14 protein-coding genes and 3 pseudogenes are annotated in these 18,563 nt (G+C 67.1%); 9 read left to right on the forward strand and 8 right to left on the reverse strand.

The features are described from left to right. Nucleotides 1-17: 17 nt before the first annotated feature. Both NG701_RS15655 and hrpB read right to left on the reverse strand, forming a co-directional pair. The gene (locus NG701_RS15655) at nucleotides 18-161 is read right to left on the reverse strand and encodes a hypothetical protein (RefSeq protein ID WP_252569485.1); all 144 of its coding nucleotides are present in this window, start codon (nucleotides 159-161) and stop codon (nucleotides 18-20) included. 162 nt (nucleotides 162-323) lie between these two features. Further along, the gene (gene hrpB / locus NG701_RS15660; RefSeq protein ID WP_252568723.1) at nucleotides 324-3,104 is read right to left on the reverse strand and encodes an ATP-dependent helicase HrpB; all 2,781 of its coding nucleotides are present in this window, start codon (nucleotides 3,102-3,104) and stop codon (nucleotides 324-326) included. A gap of 94 nt (nucleotides 3,105-3,198) precedes the next feature. Between hrpB and NG701_RS15665 the strand changes: the two genes are divergently transcribed. Next, on the forward strand, nucleotides 3,199-3,459 hold the full coding sequence (locus NG701_RS15665; RefSeq protein WP_252568724.1) for a hypothetical protein: 261 nt from the start codon (nucleotides 3,199-3,201) through the stop codon (nucleotides 3,457-3,459). Nucleotides 3,460-3,502: 43 nt separating this feature from the next. Here the strand turns inward: NG701_RS15665 and NG701_RS15670 are convergent, their stop codons facing one another. The 3 genes from NG701_RS15670 to NG701_RS15680 form a co-directional block, all read right to left on the reverse strand. Beyond that, on the reverse strand, nucleotides 3,503-5,356 hold the full coding sequence (locus tag NG701_RS15670) for a gamma-glutamyltransferase family protein (RefSeq protein WP_252568725.1): 1,854 nt from the start codon (nucleotides 5,354-5,356) through the stop codon (nucleotides 3,503-3,505). 103 nt (nucleotides 5,357-5,459) lie between these two features. Next, entirely contained in the window at nucleotides 5,460-6,716 is a 1,257-nt protein-coding gene (locus NG701_RS15675) for an MFS transporter (protein ID WP_252568726.1), read from the reverse strand. 10 nt (nucleotides 6,717-6,726) lie between these two features. After that, on the reverse strand, nucleotides 6,727-8,886 hold the full coding sequence (locus NG701_RS15680) for an elongation factor G-like protein EF-G2 (protein ID WP_252568727.1): 2,160 nt from the start codon (nucleotides 8,884-8,886) through the stop codon (nucleotides 6,727-6,729). Nucleotides 8,887-9,048: 162 nt separating this feature from the next. Here NG701_RS15680 and NG701_RS15685 point away from each other — a divergent pair, with 162 nt between their 5' ends. Continuing rightward, on the forward strand, nucleotides 9,049-9,627 hold the full coding sequence (locus tag NG701_RS15685) for a hypothetical protein (protein ID WP_252568728.1): 579 nt from the start codon (nucleotides 9,049-9,051) through the stop codon (nucleotides 9,625-9,627). Nucleotides 9,628-9,777: 150 nt separating this feature from the next. After that, nucleotides 9,778-11,202, forward strand: a pseudogene (locus NG701_RS15690) (HNH endonuclease signature motif containing protein). 197 nt (nucleotides 11,203-11,399) lie between these two features. On the opposite strand, the gene NG701_RS15695 reads toward NG701_RS15690, so the two are convergent. Continuing rightward, a complete protein-coding gene (locus tag NG701_RS15695) occupies nucleotides 11,400-12,335 on the reverse strand; it encodes a 5'-3' exonuclease (RefSeq protein ID WP_252568729.1) in 936 nt (311 codons plus the stop codon). Nucleotides 12,336-12,688: 353 nt separating this feature from the next. On the opposite strand from NG701_RS15695, the gene NG701_RS15700 reads away from it, so the two are divergent. Both NG701_RS15700 and NG701_RS15705 read left to right on the forward strand, forming a co-directional pair. Then, entirely contained in the window at nucleotides 12,689-13,504 is an 816-nt protein-coding gene (locus NG701_RS15700; protein ID WP_252568730.1) for an alpha/beta fold hydrolase, read from the forward strand. Between the two features lie 63 nt (nucleotides 13,505-13,567). Continuing rightward, nucleotides 13,568-14,152, forward strand: a complete 585-nt coding sequence (locus tag NG701_RS15705; protein ID WP_104061379.1) for a histidine phosphatase family protein — start codon at nucleotides 13,568-13,570, stop codon at nucleotides 14,150-14,152. A 5-nt stretch (nucleotides 14,153-14,157) separates the two neighbouring features. On the opposite strand, the gene NG701_RS15710 is transcribed toward NG701_RS15705, so the two are convergent. Beyond that, a complete protein-coding gene (locus NG701_RS15710) occupies nucleotides 14,158-14,463 on the reverse strand; it encodes a putative quinol monooxygenase (protein WP_252568731.1) in 306 nt (101 codons plus the stop codon). Nucleotides 14,464-14,586: 123 nt separating this feature from the next. Here NG701_RS15710 and NG701_RS15715 point away from each other — a divergent pair, with 123 nt between their 5' ends. The 3 genes from NG701_RS15715 (at nucleotide 14,587) to NG701_RS21415 (ending at nucleotide 17,011) form a co-directional block, all read left to right on the forward strand. After that, nucleotides 14,587-15,156, forward strand: coding sequence for a dihydrofolate reductase family protein (locus NG701_RS15715; RefSeq protein ID WP_252568732.1), 570 nt, complete (start codon nucleotides 14,587-14,589; stop codon nucleotides 15,154-15,156). Nucleotides 15,157-15,446: 290 nt separating this feature from the next. After that, on the forward strand, nucleotides 15,447-16,643 hold the full coding sequence (gene rsgA / locus NG701_RS15720) for a ribosome small subunit-dependent GTPase A (protein ID WP_252568733.1): 1,197 nt from the start codon (nucleotides 15,447-15,449) through the stop codon (nucleotides 16,641-16,643). Nucleotides 16,644-16,798: 155 nt separating this feature from the next. Then, nucleotides 16,799-17,011, forward strand: coding sequence for a hypothetical protein (locus NG701_RS21415; protein WP_374208700.1), 213 nt, complete (start codon nucleotides 16,799-16,801; stop codon nucleotides 17,009-17,011). Here NG701_RS21415 and NG701_RS15725 read toward each other — a convergent pair. Beyond that, nucleotides 16,916-17,866: pseudogene (locus tag NG701_RS15725) on the reverse strand (ribulokinase); the annotation flags it as partial. The gene NG701_RS21415 and the pseudogene NG701_RS15725 overlap by 96 nt on opposite strands. Before the next feature lie 189 nt (nucleotides 17,867-18,055). Here NG701_RS15725 and NG701_RS21420 point away from each other — a divergent pair. Beyond that, nucleotides 18,056-18,562: pseudogene (locus NG701_RS21420) on the forward strand (fumarylacetoacetate hydrolase family protein); the annotation flags it as partial. Nucleotide 18,563 lies beyond the last annotated feature (1 nt).

Raw genomic sequence — 18,563 nt, forward strand, 5'->3', positions numbered from 1 at the left:
CAGCCGTAACGGCCCGGCTACGCAGCGTCCTCGTGCCACCAGCCTTCCCAGGCGGTGGAGGTCAGCCGGCCGGTGGGGAAATCGGTCTTCCCGATCCCGCCGTTGTGCGGGCGGCTGCCCTCTCCGCGGCCGGCGTCAAAGAGGAAGTTCAGGCTACTCAAAAGCAACATTATTGTGTCCCTTCGTGTGGTGGTCTGGACCACGTTGTCCAAGTAGGAACGAGCCTAACTGCACGATGTTTCAGCGCGTCGACGCAACGTTTCGGCGACGTATCGGACATCTCACCTGTGCAACCAGCAAAAGAAGCCCCCGCCGGGCCGGTACTACATGCGGGCTTTGGTCCGTGCAGTCGGCTGTGCTGTCCAGGGATCCTCCGGCCAGGGATGCCTGGGGTAGCGGCCACGCATCTCGGACCGCACTTGTGCATAGGGCCCGGACCAGAACGACGCCAGGTCATCCGTCACGGCGAGGGGCCGCCTCGCGGGTGACAGCAGGTGGAAGAGGACAGGAACCCTGCCGTCCACCAGCCGTGGGGTCTCAGCCCAGCCAAAGCACTCCTGCAGCTTGACAGCAACAACCGGCCGGCCGCCGTCGTCCGCGCGTGGCTGCCGAGGCGCTTCCTGCCCGGCTCCTGCCTGGTCCGTCGCGGCACCATCTGACCCGGCACCGCCTGACGCCGCTTTGTCCGAAACCTCGGGGTAGTCGATCCGCACCATTGATCCGCTCGGTACTTTCAGTGCCTCCGGTGCCAGCTCCGCCAGGCGGACCGCCTCCGGCCAGGGCAGCAGCCGCCGCAAAGGGTCGGTGAGGTCGATGCTGTTGGTGGCGGCGCCGCCGGCCAGCGCTTCGAGCTCGGGTCCCAGCCAGGAGTCCAGCCGGGCCAGCAGAGCCGGTTCGGAAACGTCGGGCCACGGCTCGCCCAGTTCGCGGCGCAGCAGGGCGAGGCGGCAGCGCAACGCGTCAGCCGCCGTCGACCATCCGATGGTTCCCAGCCCCTCCTTGGCGAGGGCGCGGGCCACAGCGGCGCGGCCGTCCTCGGCAGAGGGGCGGACGGGGGTGGAGGACAGGCTGATGGCACCCAGCCGGCGTTCCCGCCTGGCCTTCACCCGGCCCTGGCCGAACTGCGCTTCCACCGTGTCGGTCAGGAGGTGACCGGCGGCCGCCTCGGCGGTGTCTGCGCTCAGCGGCGCGGCGGAGCGGATCACCGCGCCGGTGCCGGCAGCGTCCCGGCCGGCGGCGCGTGAAACTTCCGCCACGGCCAGCCACTCATGCCCGGTAAGCGGACTGCCCGCCGGCAATCCCGCACGAGTGCCGGACGACAGCAAGTACCGTGCCGGACCATCGCCCGGGACGCGCCGGCCCACGCGGTCCGGGAACGCCAGCGCGACGACGACGCCCACCGCCTCCGCAGCAGTCACCGGCTCGGTGCTGACGAGGGAGGCGATGGCGGACGGGCCGACAGCGGCGCCCTCCTTCCGCGCGATGGTCTCCAGCCTGCGGACGTCCTCCGCCCAGCGCCTGGCGGCGGGATCCTTTCCGGTGCGCAGGACGGTCAGGAGCCGCGTGAGGTCGGCCCCCGGGGCCCGCTGGTCCCCGGCTACGAGTGCCACCGCTTCCGCTGCGGCGCGGTGACCTACGGCCGCTGCGCCGTCGAGCAGTGCGCGGGCCAGCCGCGGATCGGCCGGGACCCTTGCCAGCGTCCGCCCCAGCGCAGTGGCGTGTCCGTCCCGCCCCACGGCTCCTAGTTCGCGCAGGACTTCAACAGCCTCGCCCATGGCTGCCGCGGGAGGCGCATCCGAAAGCGCAAGCCCGGCGCCGCCCGGTGATCCCCAGCAGGCCAGGACCAGGGCCGCACCGGTCAGGTCCGCGACAACGATCTCGGGCGTCACATGCGCCGGCGCGGCACCATAAGTTCTCTGGTCGTAGCAGCGCACCACACGGCCCGGGCCCTGCCGCGCGGCGCGGCCTGCCCGCTGTTCGGCTGAGGCCCGGGAGCAGGAAACAGTGACCAGCCCGGACATGCCGCGGCTGGCATCGCGGCGGGGTTCGCGGGTCAGCCCGGAATCGATCACCAGCCGCACGCCGGGGACGGTCAGGGAAGATTCGGCCAGGTCCGTGGACACGATGATCCGTGCCGGGCCGCCAGGCCGACGCCCGGAAACTGCCTGGTCCTGCTCGGCTGGGCTGACCTGGCCGTGGAGCTCCAGCACGTCGGTTCCCGGGGCCGTCCGGCCGCGGAGGCGGGCAGCCACATAGGAGACCTCCCAGGCTCCCGGGACAAACACCAGCGCGTCGGTGCCCGCGTCCTGTGCCACAGCGGCGGTGTGGGCTTGCGCGGCTGTATCGGCCACGTGGTCCAGGAATCCGCGCGTGACCCCACGGTCGTCCAGCCGTGGCACGGCGGCGGGTACCCACTCCACTGCCAAGGGGTACAGCGCTGAGGGGCAGTCGACGACGGGAGCCGGCCCGCCGCCGTCGTCCGCTGTCCCTGCGTTCCCGGCTGCGCCCCCGATCAGGGCGGCGAAGCGGGGCGCGTCCAGCGTGGCGGACATGGCCACCACGGTGAGGTCGCCGCGCAGCTGCCGCACTTCGGTGAGCATCCCCAGTAGCAGATCGGTCTCGAGGCCGCGCTCGTGGACCTCGTCCAGGATGACCGCGCCGGTGCTCTCGAGACCGGGGTCATCAAGCAGGCGCCGCAGCAGGATGCCTGGCGTGACAAACTCCACCAGGGTGGCGGGCCCGGCCTGGCGTTCACCGCGGACGGTGTACCCCACGCGGTCTCCGATCCGGCTGCTGTCCAGGGCGGCCAGTCGCCGGGCGGCTGCGCGGGCGGCAACCCGCCTGGGCTGGGTGACCACCACGCGCCGGGCCTCCGTGGTGCGTCCCGTCAGGTTGGCGAGCAGCGGCGGGACAAGCGTCGTTTTACCGGTGCCGGGCGGTGCCTGCACCACTGCCGTACCCGCCGCACCGCCAGCGAGCAGCACAGAGGCCAACTCCCCGAGCGATGCGGCAAAGGCCAGACCCGTGCCGATGGCCGCCAGATCAAAGGTAGCGGCGCCAGGGGTGCCGGCAGGGACGGCGGCGGAGTTGGTTGGCGATGTCACCCCTCCATTGTCGCCGCAATCCCCCACCGCAGTCAGCGCAGGTGCAGTGGGATAGGTCAGACTGGAGGTCGTCGACCATGAAAGCAGGACTCCCTTGATCAACCTCCAGCAGGACTCCGAAGGTTTCATCCGCATGAAGAGGCACTTTCCCGCCACTGCCACAGTGACTGTCACGTTCAGCGACGGCTCCCAGGAGGAATTCTCCGGCCGTCGGCTCAACGAGCTCTACGACGACGCCCTGGCGGTGTTCCGCGCCCAGAACCAGCTTGATGCCAAGGGTTTTTCCCGTGGCCCGCAGAAAAAGGTGCAGACCAGCATCGAGTTTGTGCCCGTACGGCCCCGGATGGGGCAGTAACCCGGCCCACCCCGGCCATCCGGCTCACCCGCGGCACCCCGTCTCACCGCGACGGTTTGACCACCATCGCGGAACCGCCACCGCGCCGCAGGGGCTCGGCAACTGCGGTCATGCTTTTGCCGGGTCCAAACTCGATGGCTGTCGCGGCGCCGATCTCTGCAGCCGACGTGAAGGCGTCACCTGCGGGTACCAGTTTGTGTTTGTATGGCGCCAGAGCGTCTCCATAGGCCTTGATGAAGTCCGGCTCGGCCGTGACATTGGCGGTGTTGCGCTGGGACGCACGCGGGGCCGCGAGCGAGTCCAAAATGCTCATACCCAGGTCCACCCTGTTGAGGATGGTCTGCAGCACCGTAGTGATAATGGTCGATCCGCCGGGCGAACCGAGCGCCAGGAACGGCTTCTCGTCCTTAAGGATGATGGTGGGCGACATCGAGGACCGTGGGCGCTTGCCCGGCTCGATCCGGTTCGGGTCCTCCGGATTGGTCGACGTATAAGAGAAGTCGGTGAGCTCGTTGTTGAGCAGGAACCCGCGGCCGGGAACCACGATGCCGGAACCGCCGGTCTGCTCGATGGTGAGGGTGTACTCCACGACGTTCCCCCACTTGTCAGCGACCGTGAGGTTGGTGGTTGAGATGTTTTCGGTGTCCTTCTCGTCTGCGGCTGCCGCAGGTGCAACCGGGCACACGCCGTTGTAGTCTGACACGTCCCCGGCCTGTACCGGCTTGATTGCCGCCGTCGCGGGATCGATTTCGCACGCCCGCTCCTTGCCAAACACCGGGTCAGTGAGGGCTTCGGTGGGGACGTCGATAAATGCCGGGTCCCCGAGGTACTTACCGCGGTCTGCGAAGGCGAGCGCGCTGGCCTCGAGGTAGTGGTGCAACGCAGCTGGTTTTGCCGTGGGCGACAAGTCAAACGGTTCCAGGATGTTCAGCGCTTCGCCCACGGTGGTCCCGCCACTGCTGGAGGGCGCCATGCCGTAGACGTCATAACCGCGGTACTCCACATGTGTGGGTTCCTGGTCCAGTGTCCGGTATGCGGCGAGATCCGCCGTCGTCAGGTAGCCCGGAAGGGCTGGAATGCTGGTGGGCGGGACAGTCACAGGAGGCACCCAGGCGGGGTCTTTCGGCGGGTCCTTGACAGTTGCCGCGATCTCCGTCGCGAGCTGTCCGCCGTAGAAGGCATCCGTTCCCTCCTTCGCGAGGAGCCGGTACGTCTTGGCGAGGTCCTTGCTGTGGAAAATACTGCCGACGGCGGGAGCGTCGCCGCCGGGCAGGAAGAGACTCGCTGTGGCGGGGAAGGCCGAGAACCGGACTTTGTTGTCGAGTGTCTGCTGGCGGAAAGTTTCGTCAACCACGAAGCCGCGGTTGGCCACCTTGATGGCAGGCTCGAGGGCCTCGTCAAGGTCCAGCGTGCCCCAGCGCTCCAGCGCCCGTTCCCACGTCGCCGGTGTTCCGGGGACGCCCACGGAGACGCCGCTCGAGACGAGCTCTGCGAACGGGTATACGACACCGGTGGCCGGATTCACGAACGCAGTGGTCGGCATCGTTGCCGGAGCCGTTTCCCGGCCATCGATGGTTCCCACTTTGCCAGTCTCCGCGTCGTAGAACACGAAGTATCCGCCTCCGCCGACGCCGGCGCTGTACGGCTCGGTCACACCCAGGGTCGCGGCCGCGGCCACGGCGGCATCCGCCGCATTGCCGCCGTCGCGCAGGACCTCGATAGCCGCAGCGGACGCCTCCGGGTCAACGGTGCTCACCGCTCCGCCGTAGCCGGTCGCCATCGCCTCCTTCTTGATTTCCCGGGGATCAGCAAACGCGGGACCGGTCACCGCCCCACCCGTCACGCTCAAGGCCAGAACAGCCGTTACAGCAGCTAATTGACGTCGCACACTAGGCATGATCTCTCCCAAGTCGGGGTGTTGCGCAGGGTGGGTTTGCGCCACGATACTCCGCCCTGTTGGGACTCTCAAGGCTCAACCTTTTTGTGCCGAGGCCATGGCTTCAGGCCGGCGTGCCGGCTTCGGTGGTTGCTGTGTCGGCCGGCGAGCGCCGCCGCCGGCTCGCCAGCAGGAACGGCACGGCGAACAGCTCGATCACACCGCTGATGGCCAGCGACAACGGATAGCCGTATAGGTCCGCGGCCCGGCCCATCAGCGGCTGCACCACAATTCCGCCGCTGGATCCCATGAGGGAATCGAAACTGAGCACCGTTGCCCGCTGCTTTGAGGCGATCATGTCGTTCAGATAGGCCTGCCGCACCGGGGTGCCCGCCGCGGAGACCAGAGCCCAGAGCACCAGCAGCAGCAGGGCCACCCAAAACACGCGTGTGATGCCGAGCGCCACCAGGATCAGCGCGCCCATGCTGCTGCTCACCACCAGCACAGTGGTGCGTCTGCGGACCCGGCGCCGGACAGTTGGTGCCAACCAGCCGCCCAGGATCTGCGCTCCCGCCATAACGGCCGCCGCGAGTCCGGCGACGGAGTAGGCCCGCGGGTCCCCGAAGAGCTCCAGCAGGTACGGTTGCAGCGCGTAGAACACATAGAACCCGATGCCGGCACTGAACGGGGCGGAAAGCATTACGTACCGTACGGGCGGGTTCTTGAGGCCACTCTCAATGGAGGCCGTCAGCACTGCCCGGGTCGCTTTGAGCGGATGCGGGGAGCGTTCCGGAGTGAATCCAACATCACGCATCAGCAAGAAGGCCACACTGAACATCGCCACGAGCACTCCGACGCGCACCAGGAACGGCACGCCCAGGTCAGTAACCTGGGCGATCACGCCGCCGGCCGCCGAACCCACCAGCATCGCGAAGCCCGACACCATCTGTCCCCGTCCGAAGACGGTCTCCAGGTCCCCGTAATAACCCGAAAAATGCAGCGCATCGACGAGCCACGCCTCCACTGCCCCGGAGAAGAACGTGAAGCCCAGGCCCAACAGGACCGACACCACCGCCCAGGCCCAGAACGGCGCGGATATCTGCCAGAGCAGATAGTACAGGTAGGTGGAGACAGCCAGGGTGACGGTGCCGAGCAGGAATGAAACGCGGCGCCCCCAACTGTCCGCGATGACCCCGGTGGGTACTTCGAATAGGACCATGCCGGCTGTGAAGAAGGCGTTGGCCGCGAATGCTTCAAGGTTGCTCAGCCCGGCGTCCAACAGGAAGAGCGTATTGATTCCCCAGATGAAGGAGGCCGCAAGGGTATTGCCCAGCGTCAGGGTGAGGTAGATGCGTTGGATCCTCCGCGCGGCAGCGTTCATAGGCTGGCTTTCATGAGCTGCTGGGCACCGGGTCATGCCGGAGGTACCGGCGCCGGAACCGCCCGGTCCCGGCAGTCAGCGCCCGCAGCTCCACGGCGTACTTCAGTAGTTCTTGGTCAGGGACTTCAGCGCTGATTTCGGTCAGTTCACTACCGGACGTGGCCGTGCCGGTTAGCCTGCCGCGGCGTGCCGAGAGGTCACTCATCACGGCCCCCACGTGCGCCTCGGACACTGTGATGCTGACCGCGGAAACCGGCTCGAGCAGCTGGATGCGACCGGCTGCGGCAGCCTCCCGGAGCGCCAGGGCCCCCGCCGCCTGGAAGGCGGCGTCGGAAGAGTCAACGCTGTGGGCCTTGCCGCCCACCAGCGTGACGCGGAGGTCCACTACGGGGAACCCGGCAGCCAGGCCTTTCTGCATCTGCGCGCGCACCCCTTTCTCCACGGAGGAGATGAACGTTCCGGGGATCACCCCGCCCACCGTTTTGTCGACGAATTCGAACCCGCCGCCACGGTCCAGCGGCTCCACGTCGATGTCGCAGACGGCATACTGCCCGTGGCCGCCGGACTGTTTGACGTGCCGGCCGTGTCCCGTTGCCGGGGCGGCGAACGTTTCCCGCAGTGGCGTCGCTACGTCAATGGTGTGCAGCTTCACGCCCTGGTCGCGCAGCCTGTCCAGCACCACCTCGGCATGGGCCTCCCCCATGCACCAGAGGATCAGCTGGTGTGTTTCCGCGTTCCGCTCAACACGCAGCGTGGGATCGCCGGCTGCCACCTTCGCCAGACTCCGGGCCAGCGCGTCCTCGTCACTGCGCGAGTCCGCCTCGACGGCCACCGGCATCAGCGGCTCCGGCATCTCCCAGGTAGCCAGCAGGAGCGGCTGGTCCTTCGCCGAAATGGTGTCCCCCGTTTCGGCGCTTCCGAGTTTCGCCACCGCGCAGATGTCACCGGCCACGCAGTGCGCGACAGGACGCAGGTTGGGGCCCAGCGGAGAATACAGGTGGGTGACGCGCTCGTCGGTGTCATGGTCCTGATGGCCGCGGTCCGCGAGCCCGTGCCCGCCGACGTGCACGGGAGTATCAGCACGCAAAGTACCTGAAAATACACGCGTCAGGCAGACCCTCCCCAGGAACGGATCAATGGTGGTGCGGACCACCTCAGCCGCCAGCGGCCCGTCCGGGTCACAGGCCAGGGCCGCCGCTGGAGCGCCCGCCAGATCAGTCACCTCCGGGAGGCCGCCCTCCGCCGGCGACGGGAAGCCCCGGGTCAGGACTTCCAACAGTTCCGCCGTGCCGAGTCCGGTGACAGCCGAGGCTGGCACCACCGGGAAAAAGGAACCGCGGGCGACGGCGGTTTCCAGGTCCGCGATGAGGCCATCGGTATCGATGTCCTCACCACCCAGATAGCGGTCCATCAGGTTCTCGTCCTCGCTCTCGGCGATGATCCCTTCGATGAGCCGGCCCCGGGCGGCTTCCGACGCCGCGCGCTCACCGGCGTCAACGTCCCGGGAACCTGCGGCCGCCTCCCCGGCGGAGTAGTCAGAGACTGTGCCCGTCAGTAGTCCCAGCAGCCCGCTGGTTTCGCCGCCGGACCGGACCGGGACGTACAACGGCAGCACCGCGTCGCCGAACGCCTGCTGGCAGGCGGCCAGGACGCCGTCGTAATCTGCCCGGGGGTGGTCCACGCGGGTGATGACCACAGCCCGCGGCATCCCGAGGCCTTCGCATTCGCCCCAGAGCGCCGTAGTGGTGGCGTCGATGCCGTCAACGGCGGAGACAACAAAGAGGGCGGCGTCCGCAGCCCGGAGCCCCGCCCGAAGTTCGCCGATAAAGTCCGGATATCCCGGAGTATCCAGCAGGTTCACCTTGATCCCGTCGACGAGCAGCGGAACCAGGGACAGCGTGACCGACCGTTGCTGCCGCACTGCCGAAGGGTCGGAATCGCTGACGGTGGTGCCCTCCGCGATGGAGCCTTTGCGTGAAATCATGCCGTGGGCGGCCAGCATTGCTTCGATCAGCAGGGTCTTCCCGGCGCCCGAATGCCCCACGAGCGCCACGTTGCGCACTTGTTCCGGATCTGTTGCCGCGATGCCGTGCGGAGCATCAGCCCGGCGCACCTCCGGCCCTCCCCGCCCCGGTGTCCGTGCTGCGTCCTTTGCGGCTTTCACTGACATGGGAACCTCCTGGCGTCTTTGCCATGCACCGGGCCGAATCGTGTTCTCTGATTCGACACCCTGGCGGGCGCAAGGGCAAGAGCACGCGCCGGGACGAGGTGGCCGCAGCGGAGGATAATGGCAGCCAGAGCCCACGAGTCCGTGCCACTGTGAGGGGGTCCCATGCAGCCGGTTCCGCGCATCACAGTGGAGGTTCCCGTCCTCACGGTTGGTGCGGGCCCGTCCGACTACGAGGCGCTGGCCAGCTATGTCAATGCCCTGCGCAGGCCGCAGGGGCTGCACCTGACGCTGCTGCATATCGGCATCCTGGCGGATTTTGCGCAGGACGTCGCGGACTGGACCAAGGGGATCACCTCGGCCGGTGAAGCCGTCCGGCGCACGACGGGCTGGTTGCGGGGCCTGCCCGTTCTGGACGGGTTTGCGGGCACCTCGGAACAAGTGATCGTGCTGGGTGGCGGCGGCATCTCCGGACTCGAAGTGGACGTGCCCGATCGCGTGCGCGACTACCAGGTGTCCCTGGTGCAGGGCCTGCATGATCTCCTGGACCGGCTCCTCGTGGACAATGTGGACGATTTCATCCTCAGCTCACCGGCGCTGGGCTACCGGTACCCGCACTGGGTGCCCCATGTCGCCGTCGGCCGTCCCCAGTCGCGGGATCACCGGCCGCGGACGATTGCCCCGGTGACCCTCGTCTTTGGCCCGTCGCGGATAAGGAACGGACGGTTCCTCACGGCTGACTGAGCAGCCAACGCGTCAGAGCGCGGCACCGTTCCGGGCCGCACGCTGTGCGAACTGACACTTGCGGCCCCGCGCGAAAAACTTTCCCAAAGTATTTCTCGTCACTGGCTAGAGGGGACCTTAAATGTCAGTGGCTCGCAAGATGATGTGAGTATGAAGGGGACAACCGCAGTGGAGGCGTTCAAGGCCATCAAGGCTTCTGTCGCTGCGCTTGCTCTGGTGATCCCTGGCGCAGATCCTACGGGTCAAGGGGAACCGGATCCGCTGCGGCATCAGTCTGACGGCTGGCTGGACACGCTCGCGGAGGCTACCCGGCTGCAAGCTGCCACGGCTGCCCTGGTAGTCCACGCCGCCGCCGGGTTCGCTGACACTACGCGGGCGGTGGCCTCCCCGAATGCGCAGCCACAGGGCCTCATCGCGCAGGACATGGCCGTGGTCTCCGAGGTCGCGTGCGTCCTGACGGTCAGCGAACGGACGGCCGGTGCGCTTCTGTCCGAGGCCCACGAACTGACAACCACCCTCCCGCTGACGCTGGCCGCCCTGCAGGACGGGAGCATTTCGTGGCAGCACGCCCGGGCCATGGTCGACGAAACCGCGAACTTGGACCCCGCCAGGGAACTCGTGCCGTCCCGGTTCCGGCACAAAGCCCGGACCTGGCGCGAACGCCACCACCCAGACAGCATCGAAAAACGCCACACCAAAAGCGCCCTGGACCGCCGGCTGGAGTTCGCCCCGGACCGGGACGGCATGGCCTGGCTGAGCGCGTACCTCCCGCGGACCAGGCGGCCGGGATCTGGGACCGCACCACCACCGCGGCCCGCGCCCTCCAAGGACCCCATGAGGACCGGAACCTGAGCCAAATCCGCCGACGTGGCCGCCAAGTGGCTCCTTGGCGGCACTGCGGAGCACGTGCCGTCACCGTCGGCGCAGGTGCTCGTGACCGTGCCGGTGTTCGCCCTCATGGGCCTCACCGACGAACCCGCAATGCTCGATGGGTACGGCCCCATCCCGGCGTCGATGGCCAGCCGTCTGATGGCCGAAAGTTCCTCGTCGTTCCACCGTGTCTTGACTGATCCCCGCGACGGGGCGCCGCTGGAGATCGGACGGACCAGCTACCGCATCCCCGTCAGCATGCGGCAATGGCTCCGTCTGCGGGACGGGAAATGCCCGTTCCCCGGCTGCAGCAACCAGTCTCTGGACAATGAGGCCGACCACCTCCTCGCCCGGGCCGACGGCGGCACCACCGGCATCATTAACCTCGGGCAGCCATGCCCCAAGCACCACAGGCTGAAACACGCCAGCGGCTGGACACCCACTGGGGCGACCACCGACAAGCCACCCGGCTGGATTTCACCGACAGGCCGTCAGTACGCCAGCGAACAACAGGACTGGGAACCACACGATTGGCCACCCGAAATCCTGAACCAACTATGCCACCGGGAAGTTGGTCCTGCCCTGCCTGAAGACTCCCTGCCTGGCGAACCGCTTGAAGGTCTGCGCCCGGTAGATCCCATGCCGGAGTGCGTCTGGCTGCAGTGGCCGCTCGACGATCCTGACCCCGGACGAGCTCTCACCTGACCTGTTCCCACCTGACGAGCTGGAACCATGTCTCGGCGTGTCCATGCCTGAAGATCCCCTTCCGGCTTGGATCCGGCAACAGACACCAGTCGACGAGCCATGACCGGAGTGGGGCGTCCCTCAGCTGGTCTAGTTCCTCCGGGACTCGGCTGCCCGTGCAGACCGGACGACCCAGTCGGCATATGCTGCATTGACCGTTATTGCTGGTCAAGCGCGACGAGCAGCCGTTTGACCGAGCCTCCAAGGTTCCATTCGACGGCGAGACGCTCCAGTTCGGCGCGCGATTCGCCGTTTACGGGGTGCAGCTGTGCTCCCGCTTCCTCGAGGGTGGGAAGCTTGAGGTCGCGCACAATTTTCACTACGGTTGGCGCGACTGCCAGGTAGTCCGCGGCCGCGGCGAGCTTTGACCGCACGGACGCGGATACCCCGCCTCCCGCGTCGGCGGCTGCAGCGAGCAGGTTCTCCAGTGTGCCGTACTCGCCCAGGAGCGACGCGGCGGTCTTCTCGCCGATGCCGGCAACGCCTGGCAGCCCGTCGGAGGCGTCGCCGCGAAGGGTCGCGTAATCGGCATACTGTTCGGGCAGCACGCGGTACTTCCCGACGACGACGGCGTCCGTCACGACTTCGAGGTTCCTCATGCCCCGCGCGGTGTAGATCACCCGGACCTGACGGTCATCGTTGACGGTCTGGAAAAGATCACGGTCGCCGGTGACCACATCCACGGGGAGGTCTGCGTGGCTGGCATAGGTCCCGACGACGTCATCGGCCTCGTGTTCCGCGGCCCCCACGATGGCGATGCCGGCGAGTTCGAGCACGCGGCGGATCATCGGAAGCTGCGCCTCGAGCCCGTCCGGGACGACCTCGACGTCGGGGGCATTTAGCACAAGTTCGGCAACCCGGTGCGACTTGTAGGTCGGGATGAGGTCCACGCGCCACTGCGGACGCCAGTCGTCGTCCCAGCAGGCAATCAGATGCGTGGCCCCGTAATCCGTGGTGAGGCGGGCGATCATGTCCAGGAGGCCGCGAACCGCGTTCACTGGCGTTCTGTCAGCGCGGCGGATCGTGTCCGGCAAGCCATAAAAAGCACGAAAGTACAGGGTCGCAGTATCAAGCAGCATCAGGCGGTGTGGCATACCTGATCCTGACACGGAAGCAGCTGCCGGGCTACGAGCATTTACCAGCGACAGAACGCTCCCATGGGGTTAGGATGCCTCTATCGGTTCAAGCAGCGGACCAAACTTCTGTGTTTGTGAGGTTTCCCCTTGGCCGAAGATGCACCCGTAAAGACCGCACCCCGCGTGCCCTTGAAACAGGCTTCTGGCCGGCACGCCCCGCTACGTCATCACGACGACGACCGGAACGGCCCCGCCGCAGCGGCTGACCCGAAAGCTGCTCCCAACGCCTATGGCTTCGACCCGGAGCAGTGGCCCGGCCCGTGAGCCCGGGTGGTGTCCTGCGATGAGCGCGCGAACTCCAGGCTGACGACATGCCCCACCTCAGCGTCAACGGTGTTGATCTCTACTACGAAGAGAGCGGCCAAGGGACACCAATACTGGGCGTGCACGGAACACCCAGTTCGGCAGTGATGTGGGCGGACGCCGCAACCGAACTCGCCCGGCATGGCCGCTGCATCATCTATGACCGCCGGGGTTTCCACCGCAGTGCCCCGCCGCGGCCGTTCGCGACCTTGGACCTGGTGGATCATGTCGATGACGCAGCGGCAGTCCTGGCGGCGCTCCGTGCCGGGCCGGCAATCGTGATCGGCCGCAGCACAGGAGGCCTGATCGCCGTCGAACTTGCCCGCCGTTTCCCGGACAAAGTCAAAGCCCTGGTCCTCCTGGAAGCGGCGTTGTTCACCATCGCTCCGGATGCGGACGCCTGGGCCCGCGGCCTGCGCCGCCATGTGCTCGAGAGCACGAACGGTCAGCCCGGGCTTGCCGCCGAGATTGTAATCCGGGAAGCCCTTGGGGACGCGACATGGGAGTCGTTTCCTCCCGGGCTCAAACAGATGTTTGCCGGCACGAGCCACGCTGTCCTGGCCGAAATCAACGGCCACGGCCTGGATCTCAGCGACGATGCATTGGAACTGAACGAGGAGCAACTCGCCGGGATCCGCCGGCCCGCCCTGATCGTCTCCGCCGAGGACTCCCCCGAGGCCTGCCGGTCCGTGAACGCAAGGTTGTCGGGTGCGTTGCCCTATACCCATACGGTTCTGGTCCCGGGCGGGCATCTCATTGATCCCGCCCATCCGGCTGTCCTGGACTTCATCGACCGCAACGCCGGACCGGACCCTTGGGCCTAGAAAGGTTGCCTTGATCCTCGCGGCCGCCCGGACCGGGCCCGCCGTCAGGGCAGAATAGACAGCATGACCCTTACGACCTTCGCACTGATCCGCCATGGCCAGACAGACTGGAATGCGCAGCGTCGGCTCCAGGGAGCCACCGACATTCCGCTGAACGACGTCGGCCGCGGCCAGGCGCGCGACGCCGTCGATGTCCTGTCAGACTACGAGTGGGATGCGATCGTGTCCTCGCCCCTTAGCCGTGCCGCGGAAACCGCCAGCGTGATTGCGGACGGGCTGGGGCTGAGCGTTACGCGGCACATTCCGGCGCTCGCCGAACGCAGCTTCGGACCGGCAGAGGGGTTGCAGGCCGGCCCCGAGCTGGAGGCCCTGCGCATACCCGGTGGTTACCGCGGCGCCGAAAGCGAGGAAGACGCGGCTGCGCGCGGGTTGGGTGCACTGGAAGCACTGGCCGAAGAATTCCCCGCCCGCCGCGTCCTTGTGGTCGCCCACGGCACACTCCTCCGGGTGAGCCTTAACCGCGCCATCGGCCGCACACTGCACAGGATCGACAACGCGGTGCTGAACCTGGCCCACTATCATGCCACCGAGGGCTGGCACCTCGAATACTTCAACGGTGAGCGCGTAGTGGCTGCAGCCCAGGGCTGATAAGCCTAGGCGTCCGCCGTCACCTCGAACGTTTGGATGGTCCTGCGCTCCAGCCGCGGAATGATCTGTGCAGCCCCGATCCGCTCGATGTGTTCATATTCGCGGTGGGCGGCAAAACCCGCGGCATCCGTGTAGCGCTCCAGGATCACGATCTGCGCGGGGTCCTCCACGCCTTGGAAGAACTCGTAGGAAATGTTGGCCTCCTCCGTACGCGTGGCTGCGGCCATCTCGCCCAGCAGGCCCAGGACCGTTTCCGTTTCTTCCGGTTTCACCTGGTAGCGGACTACCACCTGGAAGTACGTCTCTGACATATCGGCATTCCTCGCTCTGGAAGTATGGGCTGCTCCACTCTATTGCTTGCCGCACGGACCGATGAGCCGCCACCACAAGGGCGTAAGCCAGAGTTGCCGGCCGGCACTGCGGTGGTCTTGACCGTGACATCGGCGCTGGATAGCGTCGCGACCATGGGCACTATCTTTGGCGGCATGGCGGTCAGCCTCGATGGCTACATCCGTTCAGAGGGCGGGGACCTGTCATGGCTGAACGATGCCATGGCCAAGAATGAGGATTACGGATTCGAGGCAACTGAGCGCAGAACCGGAGCCTATGTCATGGGTGCCAATACCTACCGGGAAATGGCGGCAATGGGCGGCCGGGGCTCCGCGGTTCCCACGTATGTTCTCTCCCACGATGAAACTCTGGCCACGGGAAGGAAGACGCACCTGTACTCCGGCGATTTGCGCGATCTTGTCGCCCGGATAAAGTCCGCCATCCCTGAGGAGAAGGACATTTGCGTGTTCGGCGGCGGTCAGCTCATCACTGAATTCATCGAGTTGGGTCTGCTGGACGAACTGGGCGTCGCCGTCGTGCCGGTCATCCTCGGCGGCGGAGTTCCCTTCTTCGGCAGGATCAGCGAATGGAAAAAGCTTGCGCTCCGGGAGTGCCGCTCCTTTCCGTCCGGCATCGTGCTGCTGGACTATCAACTGACCGGCCCCACCGGCTAACGGGAACCGGCACGGCCGAACCAAGCGGAAACATCCCCATTTCAATGTAACCCCGGGCGGCTAAACTTAGAGCCGAGCGTCCGTGAGAGCATCCGGACATCTGGAGAGAAACGGAGGTGTTTTTGATGACTGCTATAGCCGCGCGCCCAGAGCGCCCCGCACACATCAAACCAATCACCACCGTCTCCAGCATCCGCACGGCGTAAGCGCGCAACACACCAACGGGCAGGCCTAATGGCCGCAGGGCTGCGCTGATTCCGGAGTCTGGAGACCTCTCCCAAGGACTCACATTGAACAATTCCTCAGGCACACGCCTGGACAGCTACTCCCCATCAACCTTCGATTCAGCCCCCGGCCCCGAAGTGCCCACAAGGTACGGCTACTCCCCCGCCATGGCGGCGTATTTTGACGCGCACCAACCCGTACACCGACACCATACCCGCCACCCAGCGAACCAACACAGCGAGCGCGGACGGGTGGTGCGCGTGGACCGCAACCTCGTCCTCACAGCCGTCGGCCGCGAACTTCTCCACCTGCCGTACCCGCTCGACGTCGGCGTTCCGGTCACCGGCGACTGGGTCTGGATCGGGCCCAACCGCGCGGGTGGCCGCCAGATCACGGGGATCCTCCCGCGCCGGTCTGAGCTCAGCCGGAAGCGCGCCTTTGAAGATTCCTCGGAGGCGCAGGTCCTGGCCGCGAACATGGATGTGGTGGGTGTGGTGGTCCCAGTGGACCGGCCGCTCACGCACAACCGCCTGGAACGCACGCTCGTGGCAGCCTGGGATTCCGGCGCGGTTCCGTTGGTGATCATCACCAAATCCGATCTTGCGGACATAGCGGACGACGTCGTCGGGAAGGTCATCCTGCAGGCGGCGGGCGTGGACGTGGTCACCACGTCAGCAGAGAACGGCGACGGGATCGATGCGCTGCTGGCGCACTTGCCGCCGCACGGCACGCTGGTCCTCCTCGGCCCCTCGGGCGCCGGCAAGTCCACGCTCATCAACGCCTTGGCGGGCCGCGAGGTCCAGCACACCGGCGAGGTCCGCTCCGGCGACTTCAAAGGCAAGCACACCACCACGTCGCGCGAACTCGTGCCGTTGCCGAACGGAGCCGTCCTCATGGACACTCCGGGCGTCCGGGGATTCGGCCTGTTCGACGCCGATGACGGCATGGTGGAGATGTTCGGGGACGTGGAGGAACTGGCCAGCCGCTGCCGGTTCGCTGACTGCGCCCACCAGCAGGAGCCCGGCTGCGCCGTGCAGGCGGCTTTGGCGGACGGGACACTCGATGAGCGCCGCTGGATGAGCTACGGCAAACTTCAGCGCGAACTCGCCGCCCTGGCCCGCCGCACCGATGCCGCCGCCCGCCGGGCCTACCAGCGCGAGTGGCACCAGAAGGTGGTGGTGGCAGGGAAATCGCAACGTTCGGCTGAACGTGACAGCTCCGAGCGGCGGGAGGAGCAACGGTCCAAACGTAAGCGGCGCTGATCAGCACGTTCGCACTCGCGACTGCTCCCCCGTCGCGGTGGTGGCCCCCACTTGACGCTCAGGGTTGTTGACCCTGATCACGCACTTCAGGATCCGACGGCGGCGGCGGGCTGGCCGGCGGAAGGGGGCCATCCGGCGGGGCCGGGGGCGCTGTTGTGCTGCAGGTAGCGGGCCAGCCACAGGGCGTGGTTGCCGGCGCCGAAGGTCAGGACGGCGTCGTCGGCCATTTCCTGCTTGTGGATTTCCATCACGATGCCCAGGTCCACGCCGGTCCCCCCGTCGGGCTGGCGGGCTTCGTAGCCCCACAGGCCGTCCACGATCCCGCCGTCCACTACGCCGCACCTGCCCGGCACTTCACGAAGCTCTGAACCGTTCATGACGTGGCAGGTGGACGTACCCATGATGGCCACCAGCTGCCCCGGCTCCACCGCTTTTGCGGCCGGGGCGGTGACGTGCGCGTCCACGTTGCCCACGGCGACGGCGATGCCCTCCGGCAGGCCGGTCCATTCGGCGGCTTCTGCGGTCAGGTAGCCTGCGGCGTCGCCGAGCCGGCCAATGGTGTGCTCGAGTTTGGTGCTGACGAAGTCCTTGAACCGCGGGTTCAGGACGGCGAGGAAGTCCTCGGAGGGATAGCGGCTGTCCTGGTAGATGCCTTTGTAGCCGGCGGTGCAGGCGTTCCGCCCGTACCGGCCGCAGAGCTGCCAGACGATCCAGTCGGCGGCCTCCACCCAGTGGTCCATCGCCGCGTACACTTCCGGGTCCTCCTCCAGCAGCTGCAGGCCCTTGGCGAACTCCCACTCGGAGGAAATGAGTCCGCCGTACCGGGGCAGCCAGGCTTCGCCACGGTCCGCGGCCAGCTCGTTGATCCGGTCCGCCTGCGGCTGAGCAGCGTGGTGGCGCCACAGCTTCACATAGGCGTGCGGGCGGTTGGCAAAGCCGAAAAGTTCGTTGACCGGCGTGCCGTCAGCCTTGACCGGCACCATGGTGCAGGCCGTGAAGTCCGTGGCAATTCCGACGACGGCTGCCGGGTTGATCCCGGCATCTGTGATCGCCGCGGGGACGGCGTAGCGGGGGACGTCGCGGTAGTCATCGGGCACCTGAAGCGCCCATTCCCCGGGAAGCCGGGCGGCGCCGTCGCCCGCAGCGCCCGCTACATCCGCCGGCAGGACATCCGTGACCACCGCGTGCAGATAGTCGAAGACACCGCTGCCCAGTTCCTTGCCGATGCCGAAAGCGGCGCCGTCAGCACTGCCGGGAGTGCGCTCCGGCACAGCCTGTGCAACGAACATGCCCATTGACGCCGCGAGGGATATCTGCAATATTTCTTCGTATACGATTTCGTACTCGATGAGGAGCAGCACTTGGATCAGGTCACCGACCACACCCTGGCCGCGGCCCGCAAGGTCATCGCGGTGCACATCAACTACCCCAGCCGCGCAGCCCAGCGTGGCCGCACGCCGGAGCAGCCATCCTACTTCCTGAAGCCGTCGTCCTCCCTGGCGTTCGGCTCGGCCGAAGCCCCTTCCGTCGTGGAGCGGCCGGCCGGCTGCGAACTCCTCGGCTTTGAGGGCGAAATCGCCCTGATCATCGGCAAGCCCGCCCGCCGCGTCGGGATCGAGGATGCTTGGAGCCACGTCGAATGGGTGACCGCCGGCAACGACCTCGGCGTCTACGATCTCCGCTACGCGGACAAGGGCTCCAACCTCCGGTCCAAGGGCGGCGACGGCTTCACCCCGATCGGCCCCGGTTTGATCCGCGCAGACGCCGTGGACCCCGCCAAACTGCGCATCCGCACCTGGCACAACAGCGACCTCGTCCAGGACGACACCACCGCGGATCTGCTTTTCCCGTTCGCCCGCCTGATTGCAGACCTGTCCCAGCTGCTCACCCTCGAGGCGGGCGACATCATCCTGACCGGCA

This window comes from Pseudarthrobacter cellobiosi, assembly GCF_023913815.1.
GTDB lineage: Bacteria > Actinomycetota > Actinomycetes > Actinomycetales > Micrococcaceae > Arthrobacter > Arthrobacter cellobiosi.

Coding starts and splice junctions, on each gene's coding strand:
- NG701_RS15710 (WP_252568731.1), bottom strand. CDS start 14,463: ATGTCAGAGACGTACTTCCAGGTGGTAGTCCGCTACCAGGTGAAACCG.
- NG701_RS15700 (WP_252568730.1), top strand. CDS start 12,689: ATGCCCCACCTCAGCGTCAACGGTGTTGATCTCTACTACGAAGAGAGC.
- NG701_RS15695 (WP_252568729.1), bottom strand. CDS start 12,335: ATGCCACACCGCCTGATGCTGCTTGATACTGCGACCCTGTACTTTCGT.
- NG701_RS15680 (WP_252568727.1), bottom strand. CDS start 8,886: ATGTCAGTGAAAGCCGCAAAGGACGCAGCACGGACACCGGGGCGGGGA.
- NG701_RS15675 (WP_252568726.1), bottom strand. CDS start 6,716: ATGAACGCTGCCGCGCGGAGGATCCAACGCATCTACCTCACCCTGACG.
- NG701_RS15670 (WP_252568725.1), bottom strand. CDS start 5,356: ATGCCTAGTGTGCGACGTCAATTAGCTGCTGTAACGGCTGTTCTGGCC.
- NG701_RS15705 (WP_104061379.1), top strand. CDS start 13,568: ATGACCCTTACGACCTTCGCACTGATCCGCCATGGCCAGACAGACTGG.
- NG701_RS15685 (WP_252568728.1), top strand. CDS start 9,049: ATGCAGCCGGTTCCGCGCATCACAGTGGAGGTTCCCGTCCTCACGGTT.